Genomic DNA, 23,800 nt, shown 5'->3' with positions numbered 1-23,800 from the left:
GGTTACCGACTTCTTACGGCGCCGATCGGGCGGGGTCACGGCTGGGTTTCGGTACCTTGACCCCGTTCACGCCGCTTGACACGATTGCCGAGCTGAAAAGGGCATATCGGACGGAGGCCCCTCGATGGGTTCGGCGATGTTTTCCATCCTCCTGCCGGTAGCGCTGGCACTCGTCATGTTCGGGCTGGGGCTGACCCTGACCGTCGGCGACTTCACGCGCGTGCTGAAGTACCCGAAGGCAGCCGTCATCGCGCTGGTGTGCCAGATGATCGTGCTGCCCGTGATCTGCGTCGGCCTCATCGTGGTGTTCGGCCTCGAAGGCGTGCTCGCGGTCGGCATGATGCTGCTCGTCGCCTCGCCCGGCGGGACCTCGGCGAACCTGTTCAGCCACCTCGCCGGCGGCGACGTCGCCCTCAACGTCACGCTCACGGCGATCAACTCGGTACTGGCCGTGTTCACCCTGCCGCTGGTGGTCGGCCTGTCGATGGCCGAATTCCTCGACGGCGGCGCCTCGGTCGGGCTCCAGCCCGCGAAGTTCGTGCAGGTGTTCGCGATCGTGCTGATCCCGGTCGTGATCGGGATGGCGGTGCGGCACCGGTTCACCGACTGGGCCGAGCGGATGCGCAAACCGGTCAAGATCGGCTCCGCCGTGGTGCTCGTCCTGGTGATCGCGGCGGCGATCGCGCAGGAATTCCGGACGCTGGTGGACAACATCTGGACGCTCGGTCCGGTGGCGCTGGCGCTTTCCGTGCTCAGCCTCGTGATCGGGTACTACGTGCCGCGGCTGTTCCGGGTGGACCGCGGGCAGTCGATCGCGTCCGCCATGGAGATCGGTGTCCACAACGCCACGCTCGCGATCGCGGTGGCGATTTCCGTGCTCGGTGACAAGGCGATGGCCGTACCCGCCGGGATCTACGGCGTGCTCATGTTCCTTCCCGCCGGGATCGCGGCGTTCCTGTTGTCCCGCAGCAGGGAGGGCGCGCCGGTCTGAGCTAATTTGGGGGAGTGCCTCGTTCCCCCATCGGTGAATTCCTCGACGTGAACGGCGTCGCCGTCCACGTCCGGCAGGACGGTGCCGGGCCGCCGTTGGTGCTGCTGCACGGGTATTGCGGGTCGGTGCACTGGTTCGACAGGCTCACCCTCGGCCTGGCCGCGCGACATCGGGTGATCCGGGTGGATCTGCTGGGACATGGGTGCACCGGTGGTTCGTCGGGTTTCGACGCGGCGTCGCAGGGGCGCATGGTGGCCGCCGTCCTCGATGCGCTGGGCGTCGAGGATGTCCTGGTCGCCGGGCACTCTTTCGGTGCGGACGTCGCCTTGGCGCTGGCCGCGATCTCCCCGCGAGTCGGTTCCCTGGTGCTGATCGGACAGGCGCCGGACTACAGCTACGCGTCCTTTCCACCGGGCAGTTCGGTGCTGCTGCCGATGGTCAGCGCGCTGGTGCGGCGGGTCGCCGATCGGCGATGGGTCCGGTTCGCTTCCCGGTTCCGCCGAGGCGGCTGGTTCGACGATCCCTTGCGGGACTTGGCCGATCACGCCGTCACCGCGCCGGCGATGGTCCGGGTGGTGCTCGTGGAACGTGCGCGACTACTCGCGTTTCGTCCTCTCGATGCGCAAGTGGCGGCCTTGGGGTTGCCGTGCCTGGTGATTCTCGGGCGACGGGACCGTTTTTACGACTGTGACAAGACTTTCGCGCGGTACTCGGCGGCAGGGGCCCGCGTGGAGGTCGTGGAGGACGCCGGGCACTCGCCGTTCTTGGAGCGGCCGGGCGAGGTCGCTCGGTTGCTTCGCGAGTTCAGTGGGTCGTGAGTGGCGTTTCGGGTTGTTGAGGGGTAAGGCAAATGTGGCGTGTTGCGAAAGCCACTTTCGCACCGTCAGTTCAAAGTGATCGACCCGGGTGGTGGTGAAGGCCTCCTTGCCTACTCTGAAGGTAGGGATGGGGCCCTTCGCTACGCCGTCGACGTGGCTTTCGCGACACGATCGAAGGCGGCCATGAGCGGACCGCCCACCGCACCCGACACGTTTGCCTCACCCCTCAATAACCCTCTTTGCCACTCACGACCCCCTCGCCAAACCGCGCGAATCGCTCAACTCGGGCACTGACACCTCGGAAAACGTCCCTTATGGACAGTCAGGAAGGTGCCTCTTCGACGAGTCCCGCTCCTGCCGCCGACTTCGGCACGCCACGTTTGCCTTACCTCTCTATAGAACCCGAAACGCCACTCACGACCAGCGCGCCCCACGACCGACTTTGCCTCTTACGTGCTTGCTTCCCCGATCGCCTGATCCAGCACGGCCAGCCCTTCCGCCAGTTCGTCCTCGGTCGCGGTCAGCGGGGGAGCGATCCGGAAGACCCCGCCCATCCCCGGCAACTGCACGATGTTCATGTGCAGCCCCAGTTCGAGGCACCGCCGCGTGACGAGCGCGCCGAGTTCGTCGGAGCTGCGTTTCGTGGCTCGGTCCACGACGAGTTCCACGCCGACCAGCAGACCGCGCCCGCGGATGTCGCCGACGACGGGGTGACGGGCGGCGAGGTCGTCGAGACCGCGGCGGAGGAAGGCACCCAGTTCGGTGGCGCGTTCGTCGAGCCGGTCGCGGGTGAGGACGTCGAGCACGGTGTTCCCGACGGCCGCCACCAGCGGGTCCGCGACGTGCGTGGTGAAGAACAGGTAGCCGCGGTCGTGCGCCTCCTGCTCGATTTCCGCGCTGGTGATCACCGCCGCCAGCGGGAGTCCGGCGCCCAGCGTCTTGGAGAGCGTGAGGATGTCGGGGACGACGCCGTCGCGTTCGAACGCGTACCAGTTTCCCGTGCGGCACAAGCCGGTCTGTGCCTCGTCGAGGATCAGCAGCATCCCGCGTTCGCGGCACTTCTCTCGCAGAGCGGCGAAATACCCCACCGGTGGTTCGATGATCCCGCCCGAACTGAGGATCGGTTCGACGATGCACGCCGCGAGGCTGCCGACGGACTGGGCGTCGATCATCTCGAACCCGAAGTCCAGCTGCCGCTTCCAGTCCAGTTCCCCTTCCGGGGTGAGGAAGTCCGGCCGATAGGCGTTCGGCGCGGGAATGGCGAAGTTGCCGGGCGAGGTCGGCCCGTATCCCTTGCGGCCCGCGCTGTAGGTCGCGTTCGCCGCCGCTTGCGTCATCCCGTGCCACGACCTGGCGAACGACACGATCTCGTGCTTCCCGGTCACGAGTTTCGCCATCCGGATCGCGGCCTCGTTCGACTCCGCGCCGGTGGTCAGCAGCAGCGCCTTTTCCAGCGGTGACGGCAAAGTCTCGGCCAATCGTCGTGCGAGGTCGACGACGGGGCGGCTCAGCATCCCGCTGAACAGATGGTCGAGCGAGCCGATCTGCCGTCGTACGGTCTCGACGATCTCGGGATGCGAATGCCCGAGGATCGCGCTCATCTGCCCGGAAGTGAAGTCGAGGATCCGCCGCCCGGACTCGGTGAACAGGTAGCTCCCGGCGGCGTGGTCGATGATCTCGCGGGTGAAGTCGCCGGCCCCGGCGTAGCGCACGAGGTGCCGGTCGGCGTCGGCCCAGAAACGGTCGGCGGTGGACAGGTCGGTGATGGGAGCAGCCATGTCTCGACGGTAAGTCCCCGCCGAGCGACACGTCCATCTCGCGATTCCGGCTGTGCTGTGCGGCTGATCCGTACAACAATGGCGCCATGCTCAACCCCTGGAGGCTCAGCCTGCTGAGCAGGCTGGACACGCTCGGCACCGTCCGCGCGGTCGCGAAAGCGGCCAACCTGAGCGCGTCGAGCGTGTCCCAGCAGCTCGCGGTCCTCGAGGCCGAGACGCGCACGCAGCTGCTGGAGCGCACCGGTCGCCGCGTCCGGCTGACCCCGGCCGGGCGGATGCTGGCCCGCCGCGCGAGGGAGATCCTCGACCACATGGACACCGTCGAGGCCGAGCTGCGCGGTCTGGGTGAGGGACCGGCGGGGCTCGTCCGCCTCGGCGCCTTCCAGAGTTCGATCCACACCATCGCCGTCCCCGCGGTGAACCGGCTGGCGCGCTCGCATCCGCGCCTGCAGATCGAACTGCTCGAACTCGAACCGCACGTGAGCATGCCCGCGCTCCGCGTCGGTGACGCCGACGTCATCATCACCACCACGGACTTCGTCGAGCAGCCGCTGGGGCCCGACGTCGAACTCGTACCGCTCGCGACCGACCCGATCGTGCTCGTCGTCCCGCCCGGTCATCCGGCCGCGGGCCGCGGCCCCGCCGACCTCGCCGCCTACGCGAGCGAGCCCTGGGCGTTCGACGTCCCCCAGTCGTACATGGCGAACCTCGCCACCCGGCTCTGCCGCGAAGCCGGTTTCGAGCCGCGCGTGATCGCCCGGTTCAGCAACTACATGATGACCTTGCAGCACGTCGAGGCCGGGCTTTCGATCGCTCTCCTGCCCGGCCTCGCCGTCGACCGGCGCTACCGCGTCGCCACCCGTGAGCTCGCGACGCCGGTCGACCGCTCCATCACCGCGGCGATCAGGCGCGGGTCCGCGCCTCGCGCCGCCGTCGACCTGGTTCTCGAGGCGATCCGGAGTCATCCGGAACTGCCGCTGTGAACCCGTGCCGCCGCGCCACCAGCACCACGGCCAGCGTCGGCACGAGCAGCACCAGGACACTCCAGGGGAACGACCCCGCGCCGAAGCCGTCGAGGAGGACGCCACCGGCGATCCCGCCGCCCGCCATCGCCGCGTTCCACAGGGTGACCAGCATGGCCTGCGCGATGTCCGCCGCGCCGCCCTTGTCGCCCGCCTGCGCGGCGGCGGTCTGCAGCAGCGTCGGGATGCCACCCCAGCCGAGCCCCCACAGTGTCACCGCGAGATAGACCAGTGCCGGGTTTTCACCCGGCAGAGCCAAAATCGTCGCTCCGAGCGCCACGAGAAGGGTGCCGCCGACGGTCAGCGGACGCAGCCGGCGGTCGATGAAGAGGCCGACGAACCAGATGCTGACCATCGACGCCAGCCCGAACACCAGCAGGATCCGATCGACCGAGCCGCCCATCGACACGTGTCCGAGGAAGGTGGCGATGTAGGTGTAGAGGATGTTGTGCGCCAGCACGAACGTCAGCGTCACGAACAGGACCGCGGCCACGCCGGGCACGGCGAGGGTCCGGCGCACCGGGAGCCTGCCGCCCTTGTCCTGCCCGGGGAAGTCGGGGACGGCCAGCGCGATCCAGCCGAGCAGGCCGAGCGCGAGCGCCGACATGAGCGAGAACGTCACTTGCCAGCCGAAGAGGCCGCCCAGGAAGGTGCCGGCGGGGATGCCGAGCGAGAGCGCGAGCGGGATGCCGGTCATCACGACGGCGATCGCCTTGCCCCGCACCGGTTCCGGCGCCAGCCGCCGGGCGTAGCCGGCCAGCAGGGCCCAGACCACGCCCGCCGCGATGCCGGCGACGAACCGCGCGCCGAGGGTCAGGGGATAGTTCGTGGACAGCGCCGTGACCGTGTTGGCGACGGCGAAACCGGCCACTCCGGTCAGGAGCAAGCGTTTGCGGCGCCAGCCCGCGGTCGCGGCGGACAGGGGGATCGCGGTCAGCGCGGTGCCGAGGGCGTACACCGTCACCAGTTGCCCGGTCGCCGCTTCGCCGACGCCGAGGCCGGCGCTCATCGCGGGCAGCACCCCCGCGGGCAGGGCTTCGGTGAGGACGGTGACGAACGCCGCCGTGGTCAGCGCGAGCAGCGCGCCGAGTGGGAGTTTCGCGGTCATGCTCCGTATGCTCGAACCATCACATAGATGTGAAGGTCAAGTCGGCCGGGGTGAGGTGGCGCACATGCGGATCGGGAAGCTGTCGGAGCGGACGGGCACGTCGCGCCGTCTGCTGCGGTACTACGAGGAGCAGGGACTCATCGTCTCGGAGCGGCTGCCCAACGGCTACCGCGACTACGCCGAGCCGTCGGTCGACCGGGTCATCCAGGTCCGCGGCCTGCTCGACGCCGGGCTGCCGACCCGGATCATCAAGCAGATCCTGCCGTGCCTGGACAAACCCCGGCAGATCTACTTCCCGGACGCGACCCCGGAGATGCTCGGAACCCTGGAAGCCGAGCGCGACCGGATGACCCGGCGTGCCGAATGCCTGCTCCGCAACCGGGACGCCATCACCGAGTACCTCGACGCCGTCCGCGCCTACGACCCGGCGTCCTGAGCCGAAGGGACTTTCCTCGCACGGCCTTGACAGGGCGAGAAAGCGCTTTCAGGATGTGGGCAGGAAAGCGCTTTCAAAGGAGAACGGATGACCACGCGGAAACTCGGCGTCGTGATGAACGGCGTCACCGGGCGGATGGGCTATCGGCAGCACCTGGTGCGCTCGGTCCTGGCGATCAGGGAGGCCGGCGGGGTCGAGCTGGCCGACGGTTCGCGGGTTCAGCTGGAGCCGGTCCTGGTAGGGCGCAACGCGGACAAGCTCGAAGAGATCGCCACCCGGCACGGCCTGACCCGCTGGACCACCGACCTCGACGCCGCGCTCGGCGACGACGACCTCCCGCTCTACTTCGACGCGCAGCTGACCGCGGTCCGCGAGAAGTCGATCGTCCGTGCCATCGACGCGGGCAAGCACATCTACACCGAGAAGCCGGTGGCCGAGTCGGTCGAAGGCGCGCTCGCCCTGGCGCGGCACGCCGAGGCGGCCGGGGTCAAGAACGGCGTCGTCCACGACAAGCTGTACCTGCCCGGCCTGCTCAAGCTGAAGCGCCTGATGGACAGCGGCTTCTTCGGCCAAGTGCTGTCCGTGCGCGGCGAGTTCGGCTACTGGGTCTTCGAGGGCGACTGGCAGTCGGCGCAGCGCCCCAGCTGGAACTACCGCGCCGAAGACGGCGGCGGCATCGTCGTCGACATGTTCTGCCACTGGAACTACGTACTGGAGAACCTCTTCGGGGCCGTCAACGCCGTGACCGCGAAGGCCGTCACGCACATCCCGGAGCGCGTCGACGAGAAGGGCGACCGCTACGCCGCCACGGCCGACGACTCCGCGTACGCGATCTTCGAGCTCGAAGGCGGGATCATCGCCCAGCTCAACTCGTCCTGGTGCGTGCGGGTCCACCGCGACGAACTGGTCGAGTTCCAGGTCGACGGCACCAAGGGCAGCGCAGTCGCGGGCCTGCACAAATGCGTCATCCAGCCGAGGGAGGCGACGCCGAAGCCGGTGTGGAACCCGGACCTCGCCGAGACGCGGTCGTACCGTTCGCAGTGGCAGGAAGTGCCGGACAACGAGGACTTCGGCAACGGTTTCCGCGCACAGTGGGAGCAGTTCGTCCGCCACGTCGTGGAGGACGCGCCGCATCCCTACGACTTCATGGCGGGGGTGCGCGGCATCCGGCTCGCGGAAGCCGGCCTGGAGTCCTCGCGCGAGAACCGCCGGGTCTCGCTGGGCTAACGCCCGAAAACCGCTCTCGGGTCTTCCGCGATCAAAACAGAGATCTCCCGGATCTTGCGGTTCGTGTGCTGTGACGCCTCGGTAAGCCAGCGGAAGGCTTCCTCGGCGTTCAGCTCCAGACGTGCCATCACGATCCCCTTCGCGGTGGCGATGGCGTCCCTGGTCTCCAGCGCGGTGACCAGGGTCTCCGCCTGTCGTTCGGCGGCGGCCCAGCGGGACGCGGTCAGGATGATCGCCGAAATCGCCGAGGTGAACATCGCGACCAGGGCCGCCTCGACCGGGTCGAAGGCGTTCTCCTGGAAGCTCCAGACATTGAGGGCACCGGCCAGCGGCTCGGTCTCGCGCCGCTTGAAGTGGGATTCGCCGGGGACGAACAACGGGCAGGCCAGCGCGGTCCGCACGCCGAGCTGGTCGGCGGCGGCCGCGAAATCCGGCCAGCGCGCGGCCGCGTCGGTGTCCAGCAGGGTGCGGACGATCGACGCGCTCTCGGCGGCTTTCAGGCAGGGGCCTTCGTCCGCGCTGTACTGCGCCTTGTCCAGGGCCAGCAGGGACTCGTCGGTGGCGGCGACGGTGCTCGGCTCGTTGTCGGAGTACAGCGTCACCGTGGCCGCGTCCGCGCCCGGCAGCAGCCCGACCACCTTCTTCGCCACCCGTTCCAGCAACTCGTCGCGGGGCTCGTCGAGCCGCATCGACTCGGTGAGCTCCCGCAACGCCGAAGCGGTGTCGCGAAACTGATCCATCATGGCCCTTTCCCTCGGACGACGGATTTCGCCGACCACCAAGAACGTACTCGTTCCGGCTAGCCGGGCATTGGCCGATTCGGGCTAACCCGTGGCCGGTGACCCGCCGGTTCGGTGCTCATCAGGCCCTCGCCGCGGGTGAGCCCGGGCAACCGCTGCTCGAACCGGGCGACCTCTCCCGTGGGCAGGACACCCGTCAGCTCGGCCCGGTCGCCCCGCGCCACCGAGCCGGTGACGGTGCCGCCGCGTTCGACCAGCCGGGAGAGTGTCGCGGTCACCGAATCGGCGGGCAGTTCCACCTCGATCCGGCTGACCGGTTCGAGCACCTCGGTCCCCGCCTCCCGGAGCGCTTCTTCCAGCACGAACGGGGTGATCTTGCGGAAGTCGCCCGCCGCGCTGACCGGGCTGAAGTAGCCGGTGTGGGTGACGGTCACCACGCAGTCGATGACCTCCCGGCCGGACGGGCCACGCCGCAGCGTCGCGTCGACGGTCTCCTCGATGGCCTTGTGGAAGGCGAGCGGGAGGGAGCCGAGTTCGACGTCGAGGCCGAAGGTCAGCCCGGTGCCGATCGGCCGTTCGACACAGACCGGCAGGGTGAGGCTGAACGTGACGTCGAGGCCGTGCTGAGCGGCGATCGTCTCCGCGATGATCTCCTTCTGCACCTCGCCGTGGAGCCGCACCGAGATCCGGCGGGTCTCGTCGTCCTGCCGGACGGTGATCAGCGGATCCAGTTCCGCCAGTTCCCGCAAGGCCGCGAACACGGCGGGCGTTTGGGCGGGCAGGGCGGGGCTGGCCACGGTTTCCAAGGCGGGCGGCGGAAACCGCGTGGTGGCGTCCTCGCCCTCGGGAACGCCGATGAGGTCGCCGATCCGGATTTCCTTGAGCCCGGTGACCTTGGCGATCTGACCGGCTCGCGCGCGGCCCTCGACGGTCTCGTCGCCGAGTTCGGAGACGTGCACCGAGCTCACCTTCCCTTCCGCCGTGACCGCCCCGCCCGGGCGGTGGAACCGGACGTGGTCCCGCGCGCCGATCTCGCCGGAGAACACGCGGACATAGGCGATCTTCTCGTGCGCGCGGCCGCGTTCGATTTTGAACACCGTGGCGCGCAACCGGCTGTCCGGCACCGGTTTTGCCGCTCCGGCAAGGAATTCGCGGATACCGGAAGTCAGCTCGGCGATCCCCTCGCCGCTGCGCGCGGAGCCGAAGAATACGGGGGAGACGTGGCTGAGCCGGGTCTGTCGGACGACCTCGGCCCGGTGGTCCTCGGCCGTCACGGTGTCTTCGAGATACGCGGCGAGGAAGGCGTCGCTGTGCTCGGCCAGTCGTTCGGCCAGCCCGGGCGATGGTGAGATCGGCCGGACCTTCGCGCTCGCCGTGCCGATGCCGTCGACTTCGGACATCGGCACGCAGGCGACGCCGAGGCGTTCGGCGAGCTCGGCTGGAAGGCCGTCGTGGCGAGCGCCCGCCCTGTCGATCTTGTTGACGAAGAACAGCACGGGGATCCGCAGGCGGGCGAGCGCGCGCATGAGCACGCGGGTCTGGGCCTGCACTCCCTCGACGGCGGAAACGACCAGAACGACGCCGTCGAGCACCCGCAGCGCACGGTCGACCTCGGCGATGAAGTCCGGGTGGCCGGGCGTGTCGATCAGGTTGACGTGCAGGTCGCCGACGCGGAAGGCCACGACGGCCGAGCGGATCGTGATCCCGCGACGGCGTTCCAGCTCCATCGTGTCGGTGTGGGTGTTCCCGGCGTCGACGCGACCGAGGGTGCCGATGGCACCAGTGTGATGGAGCAGGCGCTCCGTCAGGCTCGTCTTACCGGCGTCGACGTGGGCGAGGATTCCCAGGTTCAGGTACTCCATGGATGAACGGCTCCAGGGCTGTCGAAAGGTCCGTACGGCTCGGGGACTCGACAGCTCGGCGCACGCCGTTCTCCTTCTTTCCGGGAAAGCACCTGGTCGCGCCGGAGCCGGGCGTTGACTTGTGGCGCTCAGTGGGCTGTAATTCTTGAACATTTCAGCGCAAGAACATGACAAGAGTCAGGAAGATTCCGCTCAGTCCCCTCCCGGAACAGAGGAATGTCATGAGAACGAGGCGCCTTCTGACGTACGCCGCCCTGTCCCTTCTTCTGGCCCCACCCGCCGTAGCCGCGAGCGAAGCTCCAACGAACCTCGCGACTCCTGCCGCCGCCGAAGCCGCCGACGCGATGTACACCGCCAGCAGCCAGCTGGCCGGCTACGCCGTTTCGAACGTCGGGGATGGCAACCAAGCCACCTACTGGGAAAGCACGAACAACCAGTTCCCGCAATGGATCCAGGCCGACCTCGGCGCGGCCACGAACATCGCCCGGCTCGTGCTCAAACTGCCAGCGGGCTGGGAAGCCCGCACGCAGACCTTCTCGGTGCAGGGCAGCGCGAACGGCACGAGCTTCAGCGATCTCGTGCCGTCGGCCGGGCACCGGTTCGACCCGGCGACCGGTAACACGGTCACCCTCGACGTCACCGGGAACACCCGGTTCGTACGGCTGAACATCACCGCCAACACCGGCTGGCCCGCGGCGCAGCTCTCGGAGTTCGAGGTGCGCGCTCCCGCGGGCGGGGACACGCAGCCACCGTCCGCGCCGGGGAACCTCGCCTACACCGAGCCGTCGAGCGGCAAGATCCGGCTCACGTGGTCGGCGTCGACCGACAACACCGGAGTCACGGGTTACGACGTGTACGCGAACGGGCAGCCGCGCGGCAGCGTCGCCGGGGAGGTCCTGACCTACACCGACGACCAGCCGGAGAGCGCGACGGTCGCCTATTCCGTGCGGGCCCGCGACGCGGCGGGCAACCAGTCGCCGAGCAGCGGCACGGTGACGAGGACCGGTACGAGGGCAGGGACGAATCTCGCGCTGGGCAAGCCGATCACGGCGTCTTCGGTGCAGCACGGTTATGTCGCGGCCAACGCCAACGACGACTCCGTGACCACCTATTGGGAGGGCGCGGCATACCCGAACCTGCTCACCGTCGCGCTCGGGTCCAACGCCGACCTCGACCGGATCGTCGTCAAGCTCAACCCCGATCCCGTGTGGGCACAGCGCACGCAGACGATCGCCGTCGAAGGGCGTGACCAGGGTGCGGCCGCGTTCACCACAGTGGTGCCCGCGCAGACGTACACCTTCACTCCCGCGAGCGGCAACACCGTGACGATCCCGGCCGGTGGCCGCGCCGCCGACGTCCGCCTGCGGATCACCGCCAACTCCGGTGCCCCCGGCGGTCAGGCCGCGGAGTTCCAGGTCTTCGGTGTTCCCGCGCCGAACCCCGATCTGACGGTCTCGGGGGTGTCCTGGTCGCCTCAGAACCCGGTGGAGACCGACGCGATCACCGTGTCGGCGACCGTCCGCAACGCCGGAACGGCGGCCTCGGGTGCGACGAACGTGAACCTCTACCTGGGCACGGCGAAGGCCGGTACGGCGCAGGTCGGCGCGCTCGCGGCCGGTGCGTCCGCGACGGTGTCGGCGGACATCGGCACCAGGGAGACGGGCAGCCATCAGCTCACCGCGAAGGTCGACGAGGCCAACTCCGTCGTCGAGCAGGACGAGAGCAACAACTCCTACACCGGCGCGACGGCGCTCGTCGTCGGTCCGGTGGCCGGCTCGGACCTCGTCGCGGCCACCGCCTGGTCGCCGAACAACCCGACGGCCGGTGACACCGTCACCTTCGCCGCCACGGTGCGCAACCAGGGCACGGTCGCTTCGGCGGGCGGCGCCCACGGCGTCACGGTGACGATCGCGGACCAGAACGGTGCCGTCGTCAAGACACTCACCGGCTCGTACACCGGCGCGATCCCGGCCGGGGCCACCGCGCCGCCGGTGAACGTCGGCACCTGGACGGCCGGGAACGGCCGGTACACGGTCAAGACCGTCGTCGCGAACGACGCCAACGAGCTGCCCGCCAAACAGGGCAACAACACCAGTACGCAAGCGCTGTTCGTCGGCCGCGGCGCGAACATGCCCTACGACCTGTACGAGGCGGAGGACGGCGTGGTCGCCGGCGGCGCGTCCGTGATCGGCCCGAACCGGAAGATCGGCGATCTCGCGGGCGAGGCGTCGGGCCGCAAGGCCGTGACGCTGAATTCGACCGGCTCCTCGGTCGAGTTCACCACCCGCGCGGCCACGAACACCTTGGTGACCCGGTTCTCGATGCCGGACGCCGCGGGTGGCGGCGGGCAGAACTCGACGCTGAACGTCTACGTCGACGGCACGTTCCTGAAGGCCATCGACCTGACCTCGCGCCACGCGTGGCTTTACGGTCCCGAAGCCTCTCCGCAGAACTCTCCCGGAGCCGGGCCCGCTCGTCACATCTACGACGAGGCCAGCATGCTGCTCGGCACCACAGTGCCCGCCGGGCACAAGATCAAGCTGCAGAAGGACGAAGGCAACGGCTTGAACTACGCGATCGACTTCGTGAACTTCGAGCTGGCCACCGCGGCCGCGAATCCGGATCCGGCGCGCTACGCCGTCCCGGCCGGGTTCACGCAGCAGGACGTACAGGCCGCGCTGGACAAGGTGCGCCAGGACCCGAACCTCACCGGTGTCTTCCTGCCGCCGGGGCAGTATCCGATGACGAGCAAGGTGACCGTGTACGGCAAGCCGATCAAGGTGCTCGGCGCCGGGCCGTGGTTCACGAGGTTCACCGCTCCGAGCGGGCAGGAGAACACCGACATCGGCTTCGACGCGCAGGCGAGCGCGAGCGGTTCGACGTTCGGCGGGTTCGCCGTGTTCGGGAACCACACCTCCCGGATCGACGGTCCCGGCAAGGTCTTCAACTTCACGAACGTCACGAACATGACCATCGACGACATCTGGGTGGAGCACCAGATGTGCCTGCTGTGGGCGACCAATGTGGACAACACGACGGTGAAGAACTCGCGGATCCGCGACATGTTCGCCGACGGGGTCAACTTCACCAACGGCAGCACGGGAAACCGGGTCACGAACAACGAGGCCCGCTCCACCGGTGACGACAGTTTCGCGCTGTTCGCCGCCACGGACCTCAACGCGGGCAACCAGTACGACAACGTGTTCGAGAACCTGACCGTGCTGCTTCCGTGGCGCGCGGCGGGGCTGGCGGTGTACGGCGGATACAGCAACACGTTCCGCAACCTCTACATCGCGGACACGCTGACGTACTCGGGGATCACGATCAGCTCGCTCGACTTCGGCTACCCGTTCCTGGGGTTCGGCCCGCGGCCGACGACCGTCCAGAATGTGTCACTGGTCCGCGCCGGTGGCCATTTCTGGGGGCAGCAGACGTTCCCCGCGATCTGGATGTTCTCCGCCTCCAAGGAGTTCCGCGGTATCCGGGTGTCCGATGTGGACATCCAGAGCCCGACCTACTGCGGCATCATGTTCCAGACCAAGTACACCGGAAGCCGTCCGGAGAACCCGGTCGAGGACACGGTGCTGACGAACGTGTCGATCACCGGCGCGCACCGCAGCGGTGACGAGTTCGACGCGAAGTCGGGGATCGGGATCTGGGTCAACGAGCTGCCGGAACCGGGACAGGGCCCGGCCGTCGGCTCGGCGACGTTCACCGGGCTCACCCTGAGCGACAACGCCGAGGACATCCGGAACACGACGAGCACGTTCACGATCGACCGCGACTGAGTGCCCCGCCTCGTGAGTGGCGTTTCGGGTTAGAGCCAACGGTGTCTTGAGTACCTACCGGAGGTGACTGCCGGTCGATCGCGGGTCCGTGAAGGCCTCCTTCCCTACACTCAAGGTAGGGAAGGAGGCCTTCACGGACACCAGAGCGCCGGCAACGGCACGTTCAGGCTGGCCCAGGTCCCCTCGTGAGTGTTTCGGGTCGTTAGAACCCGAAACGCCACTCACGACCACCTTGCGCCGACCATGCCACATTCGCCTTACCCCTCAACAGCCGTCCTTGCCACGCACGAGGCTGGACTGAAGAGCGGAATCCGTGCTTCACTCCTTGGCATGCCGTACCGCCGGACCCCGAAGACACAGGCCAGGCTGGACTCGCAGCGAGGCGAGATACTCGCCGCGGCCATCGCGCTGCTGGCCGAGACCGGTTACGCGGGCTGCTCCATGGCCGCGGTCGCCGCGCGGGCGGGCGTGGGCACAGGCAGCGTGTACCGGCAGTTCCCGTCCAAGGCCGACCTCGTCGTCGAAGTCTTCCGCGAGGTGGTCTCCCGGGAGGTCGACGCCGTCGAGGCCGCCGCGTCCCAGGGTGACGTCCGCGAGCGCGTGGTCGCCGTCATCGAGACCTTCGCCGGACGGGCGTTGAAGGCGCCGAGGCTGGCGTACGCGCTGCTAGCCGAGCCGGTCGACGCCGTGGTGGAGGCCGAGCGCCTGGTGTTCCGCCGCGCGTTCCGCGAGGTCATCGCCACGAACATCGCCGACGGCGTGGCGAGGGGACTGCTGCCACCGCAGGACGCGGAAGCGACAGCCGCGGCGCTGGTCGGCGCGGGCGCGGAAATGCTGGTCGGCCCCTTGGCCGGGGAAAGCGGACCGGACACGATCCCGCAGCTGGTCACGTTCACCCTGCGTGCGCTGGGAGGTTCCGATGGCGTTTGAGACGCTCACGTACCGCGTCGAAGACCGGAAGGCCTACCTGACGTTGAACCGCCCCGAGCGGCTCAACGCGATCAACGACGTCATGCCGCGCGAGATCCGCCAAGCCGTGGAGCTGGCGAACGAGGACGACGGGGTCCGGGTGATCGTGGTGCGCGGCGGGGGCCGGTCGTTCTGCGCCGGATACGACCTCAAGCAGTTCGCCGAGGACGACGCCGAAGGCCGCTGGAACCAGGGCCCGGTCTGGGATCCGGTCAAGGACTACCGGGTGATGAAGCGCAACACCGACGATTTCTTCAGCCTGTGGCGATCGCTGAAACCCACCGTCTGCCAGGTGCAGGGCCACGCGATCGCCGGCGGCAGCGACATCGCGTTGTCGTGCGACGTGCTGATCATGGCGACCGACGCGCGCATCGGCTATCCGCCCGCACGGGTGTGGGGCTGCCCGACGACCGCGATGTGGGTCTACCGCGTCGGCGCTCAGCGGGCGAAGCGGATGCTGCTCACCGGCGACACCATCGACGGCGCCACCGCGGCCGAATGGGGACTCGCGCTCGAGGCGGTGGAACCCGGACGGCTCGAAGCGGCCGTCGAGGAACTGGCCGACCGGATGGCGGGCGTGCCGACGAACCAGCTGGTGATGCAGAAACTGATGATCAACCAGGCCTACGACAACATGGGCCTTTCCGGCACCCAGACGCTCGCGACGCTTTTCGACGGCATCACCCGGCACAGCCCCGAAGGCCGCTGGTTCCGGGAGTTCGCCGAACGCGATGGTTTCCACGAGGCGGTGGCCTACCGCGATTCCGGGCAGGTCATCCCGGACGGCGGCGGACCGCTGCCCGAGCACAAGGATCCGAGGAGGTCGTCATGACCGCGAACACCGAAAGCGAACGCGTCGCCGAGCGCCTGCAGCGCTCCTCCGCGCGGCTCTCCTACGACCCGGACGTCGACGTCGACTGGCTCGCGCCGCTCGTCGACGGGGCGTACGGCAAGGCACCGGAGCGATGTTCCCTGTACGGCACGGAGTTGTGGGAACGTCTCGACGAAGACCAGCGCGCCGAGCTGAGCCGTCAGGAGGCCGCGGCCGCGGCGGCGTCGGGTATCTGGTTCGAGCTGATCCTCATGCAAGGCCTCGTGCGCCACGTCTACAACAGCGACCCGACGACGCACAACGCCCAGTACGCGCTTACCGAGATCGCCGACGAATGCCGTCACAGCACCATGTTCGCCCGCTCGATCGAGAAGAGCGGCGGTGTCGTCCGGCGCCCGAGCCGCTCGGCGCACCGCGCGGGCAAGGTGTTCGGCGCGATCTGCGGCCCGGCGCTGCTGTTCGCCGGCGCCATCTACGTCGAGGAACTCGCCGACGGCATGCAACGCGAGATGATGCGCGACGACAACCTGCAGCCGATGATCCGGATGATCTCGCGTATCCACGTCATCGAAGAGGCACGGCACATCAGCTTCGCCAAGGACGAACTGAGCCGGGCCTGGGCGCGTCACGGCCGCGTCGGCCGCGAACTGATCCGCTGGGCGATCGCCGGGATGGCCTACGTCGCGACGTCGGAGTTGTTGCACCCCAAGGCATACACCTCCGTCGGCCTCGACCCCCGCGAAGCCCGCCAGGCCGCCGCCGCGAACCCGCACTGGCGCCGGACCAAGGCGGCGTGGGCAGCCAAGGCCGTCGAACACTTCACCGAGATCGGCCTCATCGGCGGCCCCAGCCGTCGTCTCTGGCGCCGCGCCGGCGTCATCGACTGAACAAGGAAGGCACTCCATGTCCAAGCTCCTCGGCCTCGGCATCGCCGCGACCGGCCTCGCCCACTTCGCCGCCCCGGCGGCCTTCGAACCCGTGACGAAGATGGCCTTCGCCGACGAAGTCCGCGTGGTGCCTGGCGACGAAACATCCCTCTGCACAAAGAAAAGACGAATACATCGTCCACGGTGGACTATCAGGCCGGGCTCCTCGCGCCGTCGCCGGTGGCTCGCGCGAGGAACACACTCCGGGTGCGACGCGATCATCCGCCGATGAGTTCGGATCACGGAGCGCGGCGACGAGTGGACGCTCAGTGACTTTGCTCCAAGCAGGTGAACTCTTCACCGGATAGTTGCCTGTTCGCGGAGCCGGTCAATACGGTCAAGATCGCGGACGGACCTCGGGGGTCGGCGTTCCGTGTCGTACGCTTTCCGCGGAGACTGTCGCGGCGGGCGTTCCTTTTATTTTCCGATCACGCAAAGCGCGCATTCTGTCGTAATGCCTGCGCCGAAGATCGGTACAACGACTCTGTTGCGGGTGCCAATCCCGCGTGCTAGCTTGAATCGAGACGTACTGGGGAAGCAAGCCGGGGAATTCACCGGCCGGAAAACAAAGAATTACTGGGGAAGCAAGCGCGGGCGCCGTCGGGCGCTCGTGTGCAGTGCTCGCCGATACTGGGGAAGGCGCGCAACAATGACGAACTGGGGATCTTTCACGCCCATGCATGCCTTGTCCGAAGGTGTGTCCGGGTAAGCGCGGCTATCGCCGACATATTCGCGTTTCACACTGTCTCGTGTGCGCACGTTCCGAACTCTATTCGGCGTGCCCTGAAAACTTGGGGTCCGACCGTCGGTACCTCATGTGAAAAGGAGGAAAGAATGCCCAAGGTGACTATCAGTGCCAAGCTCGGCGACGGAATGCTCCAGCACCTCTACGCGGAGCCGACCGTGGTCGAGGAGGCCTGTGGCATGCCGGGTGACGGTTGTGCCTGGGACTCGCAGTGCTGCCCCGGCCACCTGTGCAACTGGTTCCACTGCCAGCAGATCTGAGCCGGTCGAGCCTGACGTGAGTTGACGGGGGGCGCGGGTCTCGGGTCCGCGCCCCCTCTCCCGGACGTACCGTGACGGAAAGATGAAGGCAGTGAGAGTAAAAGAAGCAGGGCGGCGGGCAGGAGAATTCGTCGAATCCGTCCGTGATCCGGCGGGTGGGTATCGGATCGAGCGCTGGCCCGCTCTCGAGGGACGCCGCGCCGGACGTTTCGACCTCACCCGGGCCGTCGCCCGATTGCGCACTTATCAGCGGAAGAGATTCGGCTTTCTCGACCCCGTCGACGACGCCCTGTTCCTCACCGCCGGACTGCGTGCCATGGGTGCGCCCGCGTCGTTCAATCTCGGTCGCGAGATAGTCCCCGCGAGGGCTCCTGCCAGTTTCTTCGCGTGGGTTTCCTGCGAAGAGGCCGTGGTCAGCACCTCCGTCCCGGTTCGCGAAGAGTATGTCGTCGTTTTCCAGTCGAACGGGGGTGAGTAGGCCGTGCTGAGGCAAATAGAGCTGGACGACGGGAAAATCGTCTGCCGTGGCGGGGATATCGATCCGCGGGCCGGCCTGACCGTGCGTTCCACCGCCTCCGAATTCGAGATCGGCCGACCGGAACCGACGTCGCGGGAGATCTTCTACCGGATCGGCGCCGGCCGCATCGAATTCAGCGAAGACGTCGAGGCGTTCCGAGCACGTTCCGACGCCGCTCTCGACCACGGACGGCTCCTCGCCCTCGTCGAGGGCTTGCCCGAACCTCCCGACGGCAGCCCGATGGCGGGCGTGTACCGCCTCACGGTCGGTTCGTACCTGACCCTGGGCGTCGACGGCGTTTCCGTCAGGCAGCGAAAATCCGAGGTCGTGCCCTCCCGTAAGCCGCTGCACAAAGCCGTCACCGGATACCTCGAGGGACTCGGCGGGGATTACGGGATCGCCTTCAGCGGCGGCCTGTCCTCGACGTTCCTCGCGACCTGCGCGCGTGCCGCCGGCCACACGCCCGTGCTCTTCCACGCCGGCGGCGCTCCCCGGCCGCCGTTCCCGGCGCCCGCCGGGCAGCGGATCGAGCACGTCCCCTGTGATCTGGCCGAGGTACTCGATCAGGACACGATCACCGGGGAGGAAGTGGCTCCGCCCACCCCGGAACTGGCGATGCGCCGCCATCTGGTCGATCGCCTCACGGGTTTCGCGCAGCGTCCGCTCGTGCTGGGGTCGCTGCTGGAAAGCCTGGTCACGACGACACTTTCCGAGGTCGAGGTCGGTCGCGGTGGACGGCATCTGCTGGCCTGCGAACCCTTCCACACCACCGGTGTGCTCCCCGACGTCGCCGCCGCGCTCGCCGCGCTCAAGACCCGGGGCGCCAACGCCGCGGCCGCCCGTGCGGCCGAGGAGCAACCGGGCCTCACCGCTCCCGCCACCGGTCACGGCGGGCACGGTCTGCCGGGGCTCACCGAAGAAGGACGGGAAGCGCTCAAGTCCGCGCAGCTGGCGACGGGCGCACTCTGGCGGGCCTACCTGGACCACCTTCCCGCGCCGGTCGGACGGGCACAGGCACGGCTGTGGGAGAACGGGGCGCTGGCCGTGGCGGGAGACCGGACGATCGTCCCCGGTCTCGACGCGGGGGTACTGGCGTCGGTCGCGGGTTACGACTCGCGGCGCCTCGGCCATATCCGCGACGGTCTCTTCGTCAACCAGGTCCCGATGCGCGAGGCGCTCGCGAAAGGCACCGGGCCCGTGCGCGAGGCGTCTTCGGCGTTCGCCCTGCGTGCCGCCGCGGCCCGGCACCTGCATCGCGAGCGCAAGAAGGTCGCCATCGAACTCTCGAACGGCAGCGTGCTCGCCGACCTGGGACTGCTCGACATCCGGCCGGTGCTCCGGATCCTCGACGACGCCGTGCTGACCGCGGACCGCGCGCCGATGCTGTTGCGCCTGACCTGGCTGGAGAGGTGGCTGAGGAAGCGATGACCTACGAACTCGCCGAAGGGGTCGTGTTCACCCGGCTCCCGTTCGGGGGTGGTGTGCTGGTCGAAGGCGCCACCCTGGCACTCGCCGAATGCACCGAATCCCAGGCCGTGGTGGTCCAGGACCTGCTGGGCTCGCCGGAGACGAAGCCGGAGGACGGCTTCGCCCGTGACCTGCTCGCATCGGGCTGGCTGGTCGAACGAAAGGACGTCCGTTGATCTCCGCACTGGGCCAGGCCGTGTTCGGCCTGCTGGCCGCGCCCCTGGTGGTCGCCGGTCTCTCCAAACTGTTCGTGCCCGCCGCCGAACTGTCGTGGCCGTACGGTTCCCGTCTCCTCGCCGCCCCGCACGGACCCCGGCTCGTCGGCGCGGGAGAGATCGGCGCCGCGGCCTTGATCATCGCGCTGCCCGGCGGTTTCGCCGCCTTGGTGGGGCTGGTCTCCTACACCGTGCTCGCCGTGGTGGCCTATCAGTTGCGCGGGCAGAAGTGCGCCTGCTTCGGGGCCGCGCGCCTCGCCTCCGTCGGCAGCGCGCATATCGGCGCGAACCTGGCGGGCGCGGTCGTCTCGGCCGCCGCTTTGCCCTTCCTCGCCGAACCTTCGCCGCTGCCGCGGCTCGCAGCCTGCGTCGCCGGTTCGGCGGTGCTCGTCGTCGTGCTGCGTCACTGGGACCGGCGGGCGGCCGAGGGCGACGGCGCCCCACCGTGCCTGGAACCCGTTTTCGGGGTGCGTCTCTACGTTTCCGGCTCGTGCCCGGCGTGCCGGTCGCTGCACACCCTGATCGACCGGATGGAGCCGGCGCGCCGGGACTCGATCACCACCGTGGTGCTCAACCCCGGCGACGAACGCCCGGCGGGTTTCGAAGGTCTCGGTGTGCCGTCCGCGACCGGCCTCGACGCCGCCGGGGAGCCGGTGTGTTCGGCCGTCGCGGGGATCGGCGACGTCAAGGCGCTCATCGACCGCATCGTGGTGCGCCTCCCCGGAGGGACCCATGCCGGTTAGCCACTCGCTCGGCCATCCGCACGGCGACGGCTCGCTCTCGGTGCGGACGACGCTGCCCGAGTGGCCGAGCCTGGCGGACCACCGGGGCGACCTCGGCGAATGGTGCGGTCTCGAACTCGACCCGCACCTCGTGGGGCTCGCGGTGGATCGCGCCGAACCCCTCTCCGTCGTGGTGCGGTATCCCGACGGTGACGAGTGGCGTCCGCCGGTGTCCCGGGCGACCGGCTTCGGGTACGCCTGGCATCCGCGTCTCCCCCTGCTCGCCGGCTTGGCGCACGGTCCCGGCGGGATCCACCCGTGGATCGCGGATTGCGCCGCGCGCACGGTGACCGAGCTGGACGGGATCAGGGTCGCCGCGTCCCTCACGACGTTCGGTAACGCCGCCGGCGCGCCCCTGTGCTGGCTCGACCGCGATCGCCTGCTGGTGCTCTGCCCCGAGAACAGCGAAAAGGCCGGGGCGGAGACCCCGGCCGATCCGCTCGTCTACGAGGCCGCCGGTCCCGGCTACGTGTCCTTCGAGCCCGGTATCGAAGCCTTGCTGGCAGCGGTGGGGGCGCGGGCGATCGAACTCGACCTGAACCGCGGCACCGGGCGTCCGTTGCTCCCCGAGGCACTTCTGGTGCGGCACCTCGAGCGGGGGACCGACGGCTCCGTGCTCGTCCACCACGTCTCCGGTCTGCGGCCGAGCGCCCGTGCGGGCACCGGGGCCCGGCGGCTGGCCTGGGCGGTCGGCAGGCTGACCGAAGCGGGCTTGGAGCCGCTGGCGCCCAGCGCCGGGCCGATGCCTCGCCCGGTCCGTCCTTCGTGGACTCCCCGGGCCGGGTCCGCGGAACGGGTCGTCACGATTCCGACGGGGTTCCACGACGCGGCGCTGACCGTGTCACCGCCGGGCGAGGTCGACGCGACGGTGCTTTGGCTGCGAGCGACGTCCGGCCCGCTGCGGGCCGAGCCACCCGCGCCGAACGGGTTCGTGGGGGCGGACTGCCGTCAAGCCGTCCTCGATCTGCCCTTGCATTGGCCCGGTGACGTCACCCTCGAACAGGTACACCGGCAACTCGAGCGCACCATCGGGGAGAGTCTCGAACACCTCGGTGACAGGGTCGTCGTCGCCGGGCACAGCTTCGGGGCCACGCTCGCCCTCTACGCGCTGGCGCACTTCCCCGCCCTCGCGGCGGGTATCGCGCAGAGCGGTTGCTACAACAGGACACGCGTTTGCGGCGGTTTCCAGTACGAGAAACGGCCCTATTGGGCGATTCCCGAGATCTACCACGCCTTCAGCGCGCTCTTGTTCGCCGACCGGATCCGGCGGCCGGTCCTGATCGCGCACGGTCTCGACGACGCCAACCCCGCGACGCATCCCGACCAGGCCGTCGAGTTCTACCAGGGACTCGTCGCCGCCGGAGGAGAAGCCCGACTCGCCTTGTTCCCCTGCGAGGGCCACACTTTCCGCTACCGCGAAACCCATGATCGGCTGCGCCGGATCCAGACCGAATGGCTGGCGAACGTGCTCGAACGAACCCCGGCGGGGCGATGACCGCCGCGAAGGGGCTCTCGACCAGAAGCCTCGCCGGCACGGCGGTCTTCGCGCTGCGCCTGATCTGGGCGGCCGACCGGAGACGCTTCACCGCGATCCTGGTCCACCAGCTGTTCTCCGCCGCCACCCTCAGCCTCGTGATGCTGTTCACGAAGGAACTGCTGGGCGGCCTCGGCGGAGACGGCCGCGCCGACCTCTGGTCGAAACTGATCCCGCTGCTGATGGCCGCCATGGTGCTGATGTCGATCAACGGTGCCTTCCGTGGCCTCGCCCAGTCGTGGCAGCGCGTTCTCGCGGTCAAGACGGATCGGCACATCCTTTCCCTGGTGCTGCGGTCGACGATGAAGACGGATCTGCTGACCTTCGAGGACCCGGCCTTCTACGACCGTCTCCAACGCGCGGTCTTCGCGTCTCGCGTGCAACCGATCACGCTGGTCTCGTCCGCTGTCGCGATCATCCAGACGTCGTTCAGCCTGATCGCGGTCGGAGCCACCTTCGTGGCCATGACCTGGATCCTGCTCCCGCTGTGCCTGCTCGCGCCGATCCCGTTGATCCGTGCCGCCAAACAGGAACGCGACGCGCGCTACGGGCTCAACGAGACACTCGCCGAAAACCGCCGTGTCCGTGACTACCTCGAACGCCTGCTGACCGGCCGTGACGAGGCGAAGGAGATCCGCGCGTTCGGTATCGGCCAGACGTTGTTCGACCGCTGGGATTCCTGCTACGAAAAGGAAATCGCGGACACGACGGTGGTGCAGCGACGGCATGCCAAGCGCAAGATCGCCGCCAGGCTGGCCGGGGATCTGATCACCGTGGCGATCATCGGCGGCGTCTGGCTCTACGTCGGTTCTGGAGGGATCGACGTCCCCACCGCGATCGCCGCCCTGCTGGGGCTCTTCCTGCTCAACACGCGGGTGCAGTCGATCACCTTCCTGTTCTCCGCGCTGGGCGACGTTCTCCTCTACCTGGCGGATCTCCGGCTCTTCGCGGCCGCGCGACCGGCGGAGGCGGCCGAAATACCTCGGCGGGCGTCGGCGGGATCGCTCACCGCCCGCGGCGTCGGCTTCCGTTATCCCGGCGCGTCGGAGCCGACGCTGCGTGGGGTGGACATCGACCTGCCCGCCGGCGGGATAGTCGCCTTGGTGGGCACCAACGGATCGGGGAAGACGACCCTCGCGAAGGTACTCGCGGGGCTGTACCCGCCGAGCACGGGCACGGTGTCGATCGACGGGGAACCCGTTCGTGAGCCCGAGGTCCTTCGTGATCGTGCGGCGGTGTTGTTCCAGGACTTCGTCAAATACCGGCTGACGGTCACCGACAACATCGAGTTCGGCAGGCCGGGTGCGGAAGATCCGGCGCGGCGGCTGGCCGAAGCCGCGCGCAGCGCCGCCGTCGACACGATCGCCGAGCGTCTCGACCACGGATACGACACGGTGCTCGGCGCGGAATTCTCGGGCGGAACCGACCTTTCGCTCGGGCAATGGCAACGCCTGGCGCTGGCGCGGGCGTTCTACCGCGATTCGCCGTTCGTCATCCTCGACGAGCCGACGGCCTCCCTCGACGCCCAAGCGGAAGCGGAACTGTTCGACAAGCTGCGCGACCTGTTCGAGGGGCGCACGGTCCTCTTCGTCTCGCACCGGATGTCGAACGTGCGCGGGGCCGACCGGATCTACACCTTGGACCGCGGCCGGATCGTCGAAACGGGCGACCACGAAAGCCTGCTCGCCGCGGACGGGATCTACGCGAAGCTGTTCCGCTTGCAGGCGGCCGGATACGAGGGACGCGTGACTACGCAGAGTGAGATCGTCTGAGTGTAGGGTGA

Annotated in this window: 20 protein-coding genes; 16 read left to right on the top strand and 4 right to left on the bottom strand. The window is 68.8% G+C overall.

The window, feature by feature from the left end:
- Positions 1-136: 136 nt before the first annotated feature.
- Together AC069I_RS23720 and AC069I_RS23715 are read left to right on the top strand one after the other, a co-directional pair.
- On the top strand, positions 137-991 hold the full coding sequence (locus tag AC069I_RS23720) for a bile acid:sodium symporter family protein (RefSeq protein WP_478228673.1): 855 nt from the start codon (positions 137-139) through the stop codon (positions 989-991).
- Between the two features lie 14 nt (positions 992-1,005).
- On the top strand, positions 1,006-1,809 hold the full coding sequence (locus AC069I_RS23715) for an alpha/beta fold hydrolase (RefSeq protein ID WP_478266415.1): 804 nt from the start codon (positions 1,006-1,008) through the stop codon (positions 1,807-1,809).
- Between the two features lie 449 nt (positions 1,810-2,258).
- Here AC069I_RS23715 and AC069I_RS23710 read toward each other — a convergent pair whose 3' ends face one another.
- Positions 2,259-3,587, bottom strand: coding sequence for an aspartate aminotransferase family protein (locus AC069I_RS23710; protein ID WP_478266414.1), 1,329 nt, complete (start codon positions 3,585-3,587; stop codon positions 2,259-2,261).
- An 86-nt stretch (positions 3,588-3,673) separates the two neighbouring features.
- Here AC069I_RS23710 and AC069I_RS23705 point away from each other — a divergent pair, with 86 nt between their 5' ends.
- On the top strand, positions 3,674-4,570 hold the full coding sequence (locus tag AC069I_RS23705; RefSeq protein WP_478266413.1) for a LysR family transcriptional regulator: 897 nt from the start codon (positions 3,674-3,676) through the stop codon (positions 4,568-4,570).
- Here AC069I_RS23705 and AC069I_RS23700 read toward each other — a convergent pair.
- Complete coding sequence (locus AC069I_RS23700) at positions 4,491-5,717, bottom strand: MFS transporter (protein ID WP_478231760.1); 1,227 nt, start codon at positions 5,715-5,717, stop codon at positions 4,491-4,493. The genes AC069I_RS23705 and AC069I_RS23700 overlap by 80 nt on opposite strands.
- A gap of 64 nt (positions 5,718-5,781) precedes the next feature.
- On the opposite strand from AC069I_RS23700, the gene AC069I_RS23695 reads away from it, so the two are divergent.
- Both AC069I_RS23695 and AC069I_RS23690 read left to right on the top strand, forming a co-directional pair.
- Positions 5,782-6,153: a MerR family transcriptional regulator gene (locus AC069I_RS23695; protein WP_478228678.1), complete on the top strand. Its 372-nt coding sequence runs from the start codon at positions 5,782-5,784 to the stop codon at positions 6,151-6,153.
- A gap of 87 nt (positions 6,154-6,240) precedes the next feature.
- Positions 6,241-7,380, top strand: coding sequence for a Gfo/Idh/MocA family protein (locus AC069I_RS23690; protein ID WP_478228679.1), 1,140 nt, complete (start codon positions 6,241-6,243; stop codon positions 7,378-7,380).
- Here AC069I_RS23690 and AC069I_RS23685 read toward each other — a convergent pair.
- Both AC069I_RS23685 and AC069I_RS23680 read right to left on the bottom strand, forming a co-directional pair.
- Positions 7,377-8,120 (bottom strand): GAF and ANTAR domain-containing protein, encoded by a 744-nt coding sequence (locus AC069I_RS23685; RefSeq protein ID WP_478266491.1) that lies wholly within the window; start codon positions 8,118-8,120, stop codon positions 7,377-7,379. The genes AC069I_RS23690 and AC069I_RS23685 overlap by 4 nt on opposite strands.
- A 59-nt stretch (positions 8,121-8,179) precedes the next feature.
- The gene (locus tag AC069I_RS23680) at positions 8,180-9,982 is read right to left on the bottom strand and encodes a GTP-binding protein (RefSeq protein WP_478228680.1); all 1,803 of its coding nucleotides are present in this window, start codon (positions 9,980-9,982) and stop codon (positions 8,180-8,182) included.
- A 221-nt stretch (positions 9,983-10,203) separates the two neighbouring features.
- Here AC069I_RS23680 and AC069I_RS23675 point away from each other — a divergent pair, with 221 nt between their 5' ends.
- The 11 genes from AC069I_RS23675 to AC069I_RS23625 all read left to right on the top strand — a co-directional run bounded on the left by AC069I_RS23675 (position 10,204) and on the right by AC069I_RS23625 (position 23,789).
- Entirely contained in the window at positions 10,204-13,770 is a 3,567-nt protein-coding gene (locus AC069I_RS23675) for a discoidin domain-containing protein (protein ID WP_478266412.1), read from the top strand.
- Between the two features lie 330 nt (positions 13,771-14,100).
- The gene (locus AC069I_RS23670) at positions 14,101-14,700 is read left to right on the top strand and encodes a TetR/AcrR family transcriptional regulator (protein ID WP_478231757.1); all 600 of its coding nucleotides are present in this window, start codon (positions 14,101-14,103) and stop codon (positions 14,698-14,700) included.
- The gene (locus AC069I_RS23665) at positions 14,690-15,571 is read left to right on the top strand and encodes a crotonase/enoyl-CoA hydratase family protein (RefSeq protein ID WP_478266411.1); all 882 of its coding nucleotides are present in this window, start codon (positions 14,690-14,692) and stop codon (positions 15,569-15,571) included. Before AC069I_RS23670 ends, AC069I_RS23665 begins: the two co-directional genes overlap by 11 nt.
- On the top strand, positions 15,568-16,458 hold the full coding sequence (locus tag AC069I_RS23660; RefSeq protein ID WP_478228575.1) for an AurF N-oxygenase family protein: 891 nt from the start codon (positions 15,568-15,570) through the stop codon (positions 16,456-16,458). Before AC069I_RS23665 ends, AC069I_RS23660 begins: the two co-directional genes overlap by 4 nt.
- 873 nt (positions 16,459-17,331) lie before the next feature.
- Positions 17,332-17,502 carry a hypothetical protein gene (locus AC069I_RS23655; protein WP_158509147.1) on the top strand — a complete coding sequence of 57 codons (171 nt, stop codon included), beginning with the start codon at positions 17,332-17,334 and terminating at the stop codon, positions 17,500-17,502.
- Positions 17,503-17,593: 91 nt separating this feature from the next.
- Positions 17,594-17,980 (top strand): hypothetical protein, encoded by a 387-nt coding sequence (locus AC069I_RS23650; RefSeq protein ID WP_478228574.1) that lies wholly within the window; start codon positions 17,594-17,596, stop codon positions 17,978-17,980.
- A 3-nt stretch (positions 17,981-17,983) separates the two neighbouring features.
- Positions 17,984-19,447, top strand: coding sequence for a hypothetical protein (locus tag AC069I_RS23645; protein WP_478266410.1), 1,464 nt, complete (start codon positions 17,984-17,986; stop codon positions 19,445-19,447).
- A complete protein-coding gene (adfB, locus tag AC069I_RS23640; RefSeq protein WP_478228572.1) occupies positions 19,444-19,662 on the top strand; it encodes an actinodefensin-associated protein B in 219 nt (72 codons plus the stop codon). The genes AC069I_RS23645 and adfB overlap by 4 nt, the downstream gene beginning before the upstream one ends.
- On the top strand, positions 19,659-20,444 hold the full coding sequence (locus AC069I_RS23635; RefSeq protein ID WP_478228571.1) for a hypothetical protein: 786 nt from the start codon (positions 19,659-19,661) through the stop codon (positions 20,442-20,444). Before adfB ends, AC069I_RS23635 begins: the two co-directional genes overlap by 4 nt.
- Positions 20,434-21,978 carry an alpha/beta hydrolase family protein gene (locus tag AC069I_RS23630; protein ID WP_478228570.1) on the top strand — a complete coding sequence of 515 codons (1,545 nt, stop codon included), beginning with the start codon at positions 20,434-20,436 and terminating at the stop codon, positions 21,976-21,978. Before AC069I_RS23635 ends, AC069I_RS23630 begins: the two co-directional genes overlap by 11 nt.
- Positions 21,975-23,789, top strand: coding sequence for an ABC transporter ATP-binding protein (locus tag AC069I_RS23625; RefSeq protein WP_478266409.1), 1,815 nt, complete (start codon positions 21,975-21,977; stop codon positions 23,787-23,789). The genes AC069I_RS23630 and AC069I_RS23625 overlap by 4 nt, the downstream gene beginning before the upstream one ends.
- Positions 23,790-23,800: the final 11 nt, after the last annotated feature.

Source organism: Amycolatopsis sp. NPDC043885 (assembly GCF_056435685.1).
Note: the sequence above shows the minus strand (reverse complement) of the source record. Positions and strands in the feature narration are given on the sequence as shown.

Excerpts from the sequence above, each read along its gene's own strand:
- AC069I_RS23720 (WP_478228673.1), top strand. The coding sequence starts at position 137 with ATGTTTTCCATCCTCCTGCCGGTAGCGCTGGCACTCGTCATGTTCGGG.
- AC069I_RS23710 (WP_478266414.1), bottom strand. The coding sequence starts at position 3,587 with ATGGCTGCTCCCATCACCGACCTGTCCACCGCCGACCGTTTCTGGGCC.
- AC069I_RS23705 (WP_478266413.1), top strand. The coding sequence starts at position 3,674 with ATGCTCAACCCCTGGAGGCTCAGCCTGCTGAGCAGGCTGGACACGCTC.
- AC069I_RS23700 (WP_478231760.1), bottom strand. The coding sequence starts at position 5,717 with ATGACCGCGAAACTCCCACTCGGCGCGCTGCTCGCGCTGACCACGGCG.
- AC069I_RS23695 (WP_478228678.1), top strand. The coding sequence starts at position 5,782 with ATGCGGATCGGGAAGCTGTCGGAGCGGACGGGCACGTCGCGCCGTCTG.
- AC069I_RS23690 (WP_478228679.1), top strand. The coding sequence starts at position 6,241 with ATGACCACGCGGAAACTCGGCGTCGTGATGAACGGCGTCACCGGGCGG.
- AC069I_RS23685 (WP_478266491.1), bottom strand. The coding sequence starts at position 8,120 with ATGGATCAGTTTCGCGACACCGCTTCGGCGTTGCGGGAGCTCACCGAG.
- AC069I_RS23680 (WP_478228680.1), bottom strand. The coding sequence starts at position 9,982 with ATGGAGTACCTGAACCTGGGAATCCTCGCCCACGTCGACGCCGGTAAG.
- AC069I_RS23675 (WP_478266412.1), top strand. The coding sequence starts at position 10,204 with ATGAGAACGAGGCGCCTTCTGACGTACGCCGCCCTGTCCCTTCTTCTG.
- AC069I_RS23670 (WP_478231757.1), top strand. The coding sequence starts at position 14,101 with ATGCCGTACCGCCGGACCCCGAAGACACAGGCCAGGCTGGACTCGCAG.
- AC069I_RS23665 (WP_478266411.1), top strand. The coding sequence starts at position 14,690 with ATGGCGTTTGAGACGCTCACGTACCGCGTCGAAGACCGGAAGGCCTAC.
- AC069I_RS23660 (WP_478228575.1), top strand. The coding sequence starts at position 15,568 with ATGACCGCGAACACCGAAAGCGAACGCGTCGCCGAGCGCCTGCAGCGC.
- AC069I_RS23655 (WP_158509147.1), top strand. The coding sequence starts at position 17,332 with ATGCCCAAGGTGACTATCAGTGCCAAGCTCGGCGACGGAATGCTCCAG.
- adfB (WP_478228572.1), top strand. The coding sequence starts at position 19,444 with ATGACCTACGAACTCGCCGAAGGGGTCGTGTTCACCCGGCTCCCGTTC.
- AC069I_RS23630 (WP_478228570.1), top strand. The coding sequence starts at position 20,434 with ATGCCGGTTAGCCACTCGCTCGGCCATCCGCACGGCGACGGCTCGCTC.
- AC069I_RS23625 (WP_478266409.1), top strand. The coding sequence starts at position 21,975 with ATGACCGCCGCGAAGGGGCTCTCGACCAGAAGCCTCGCCGGCACGGCG.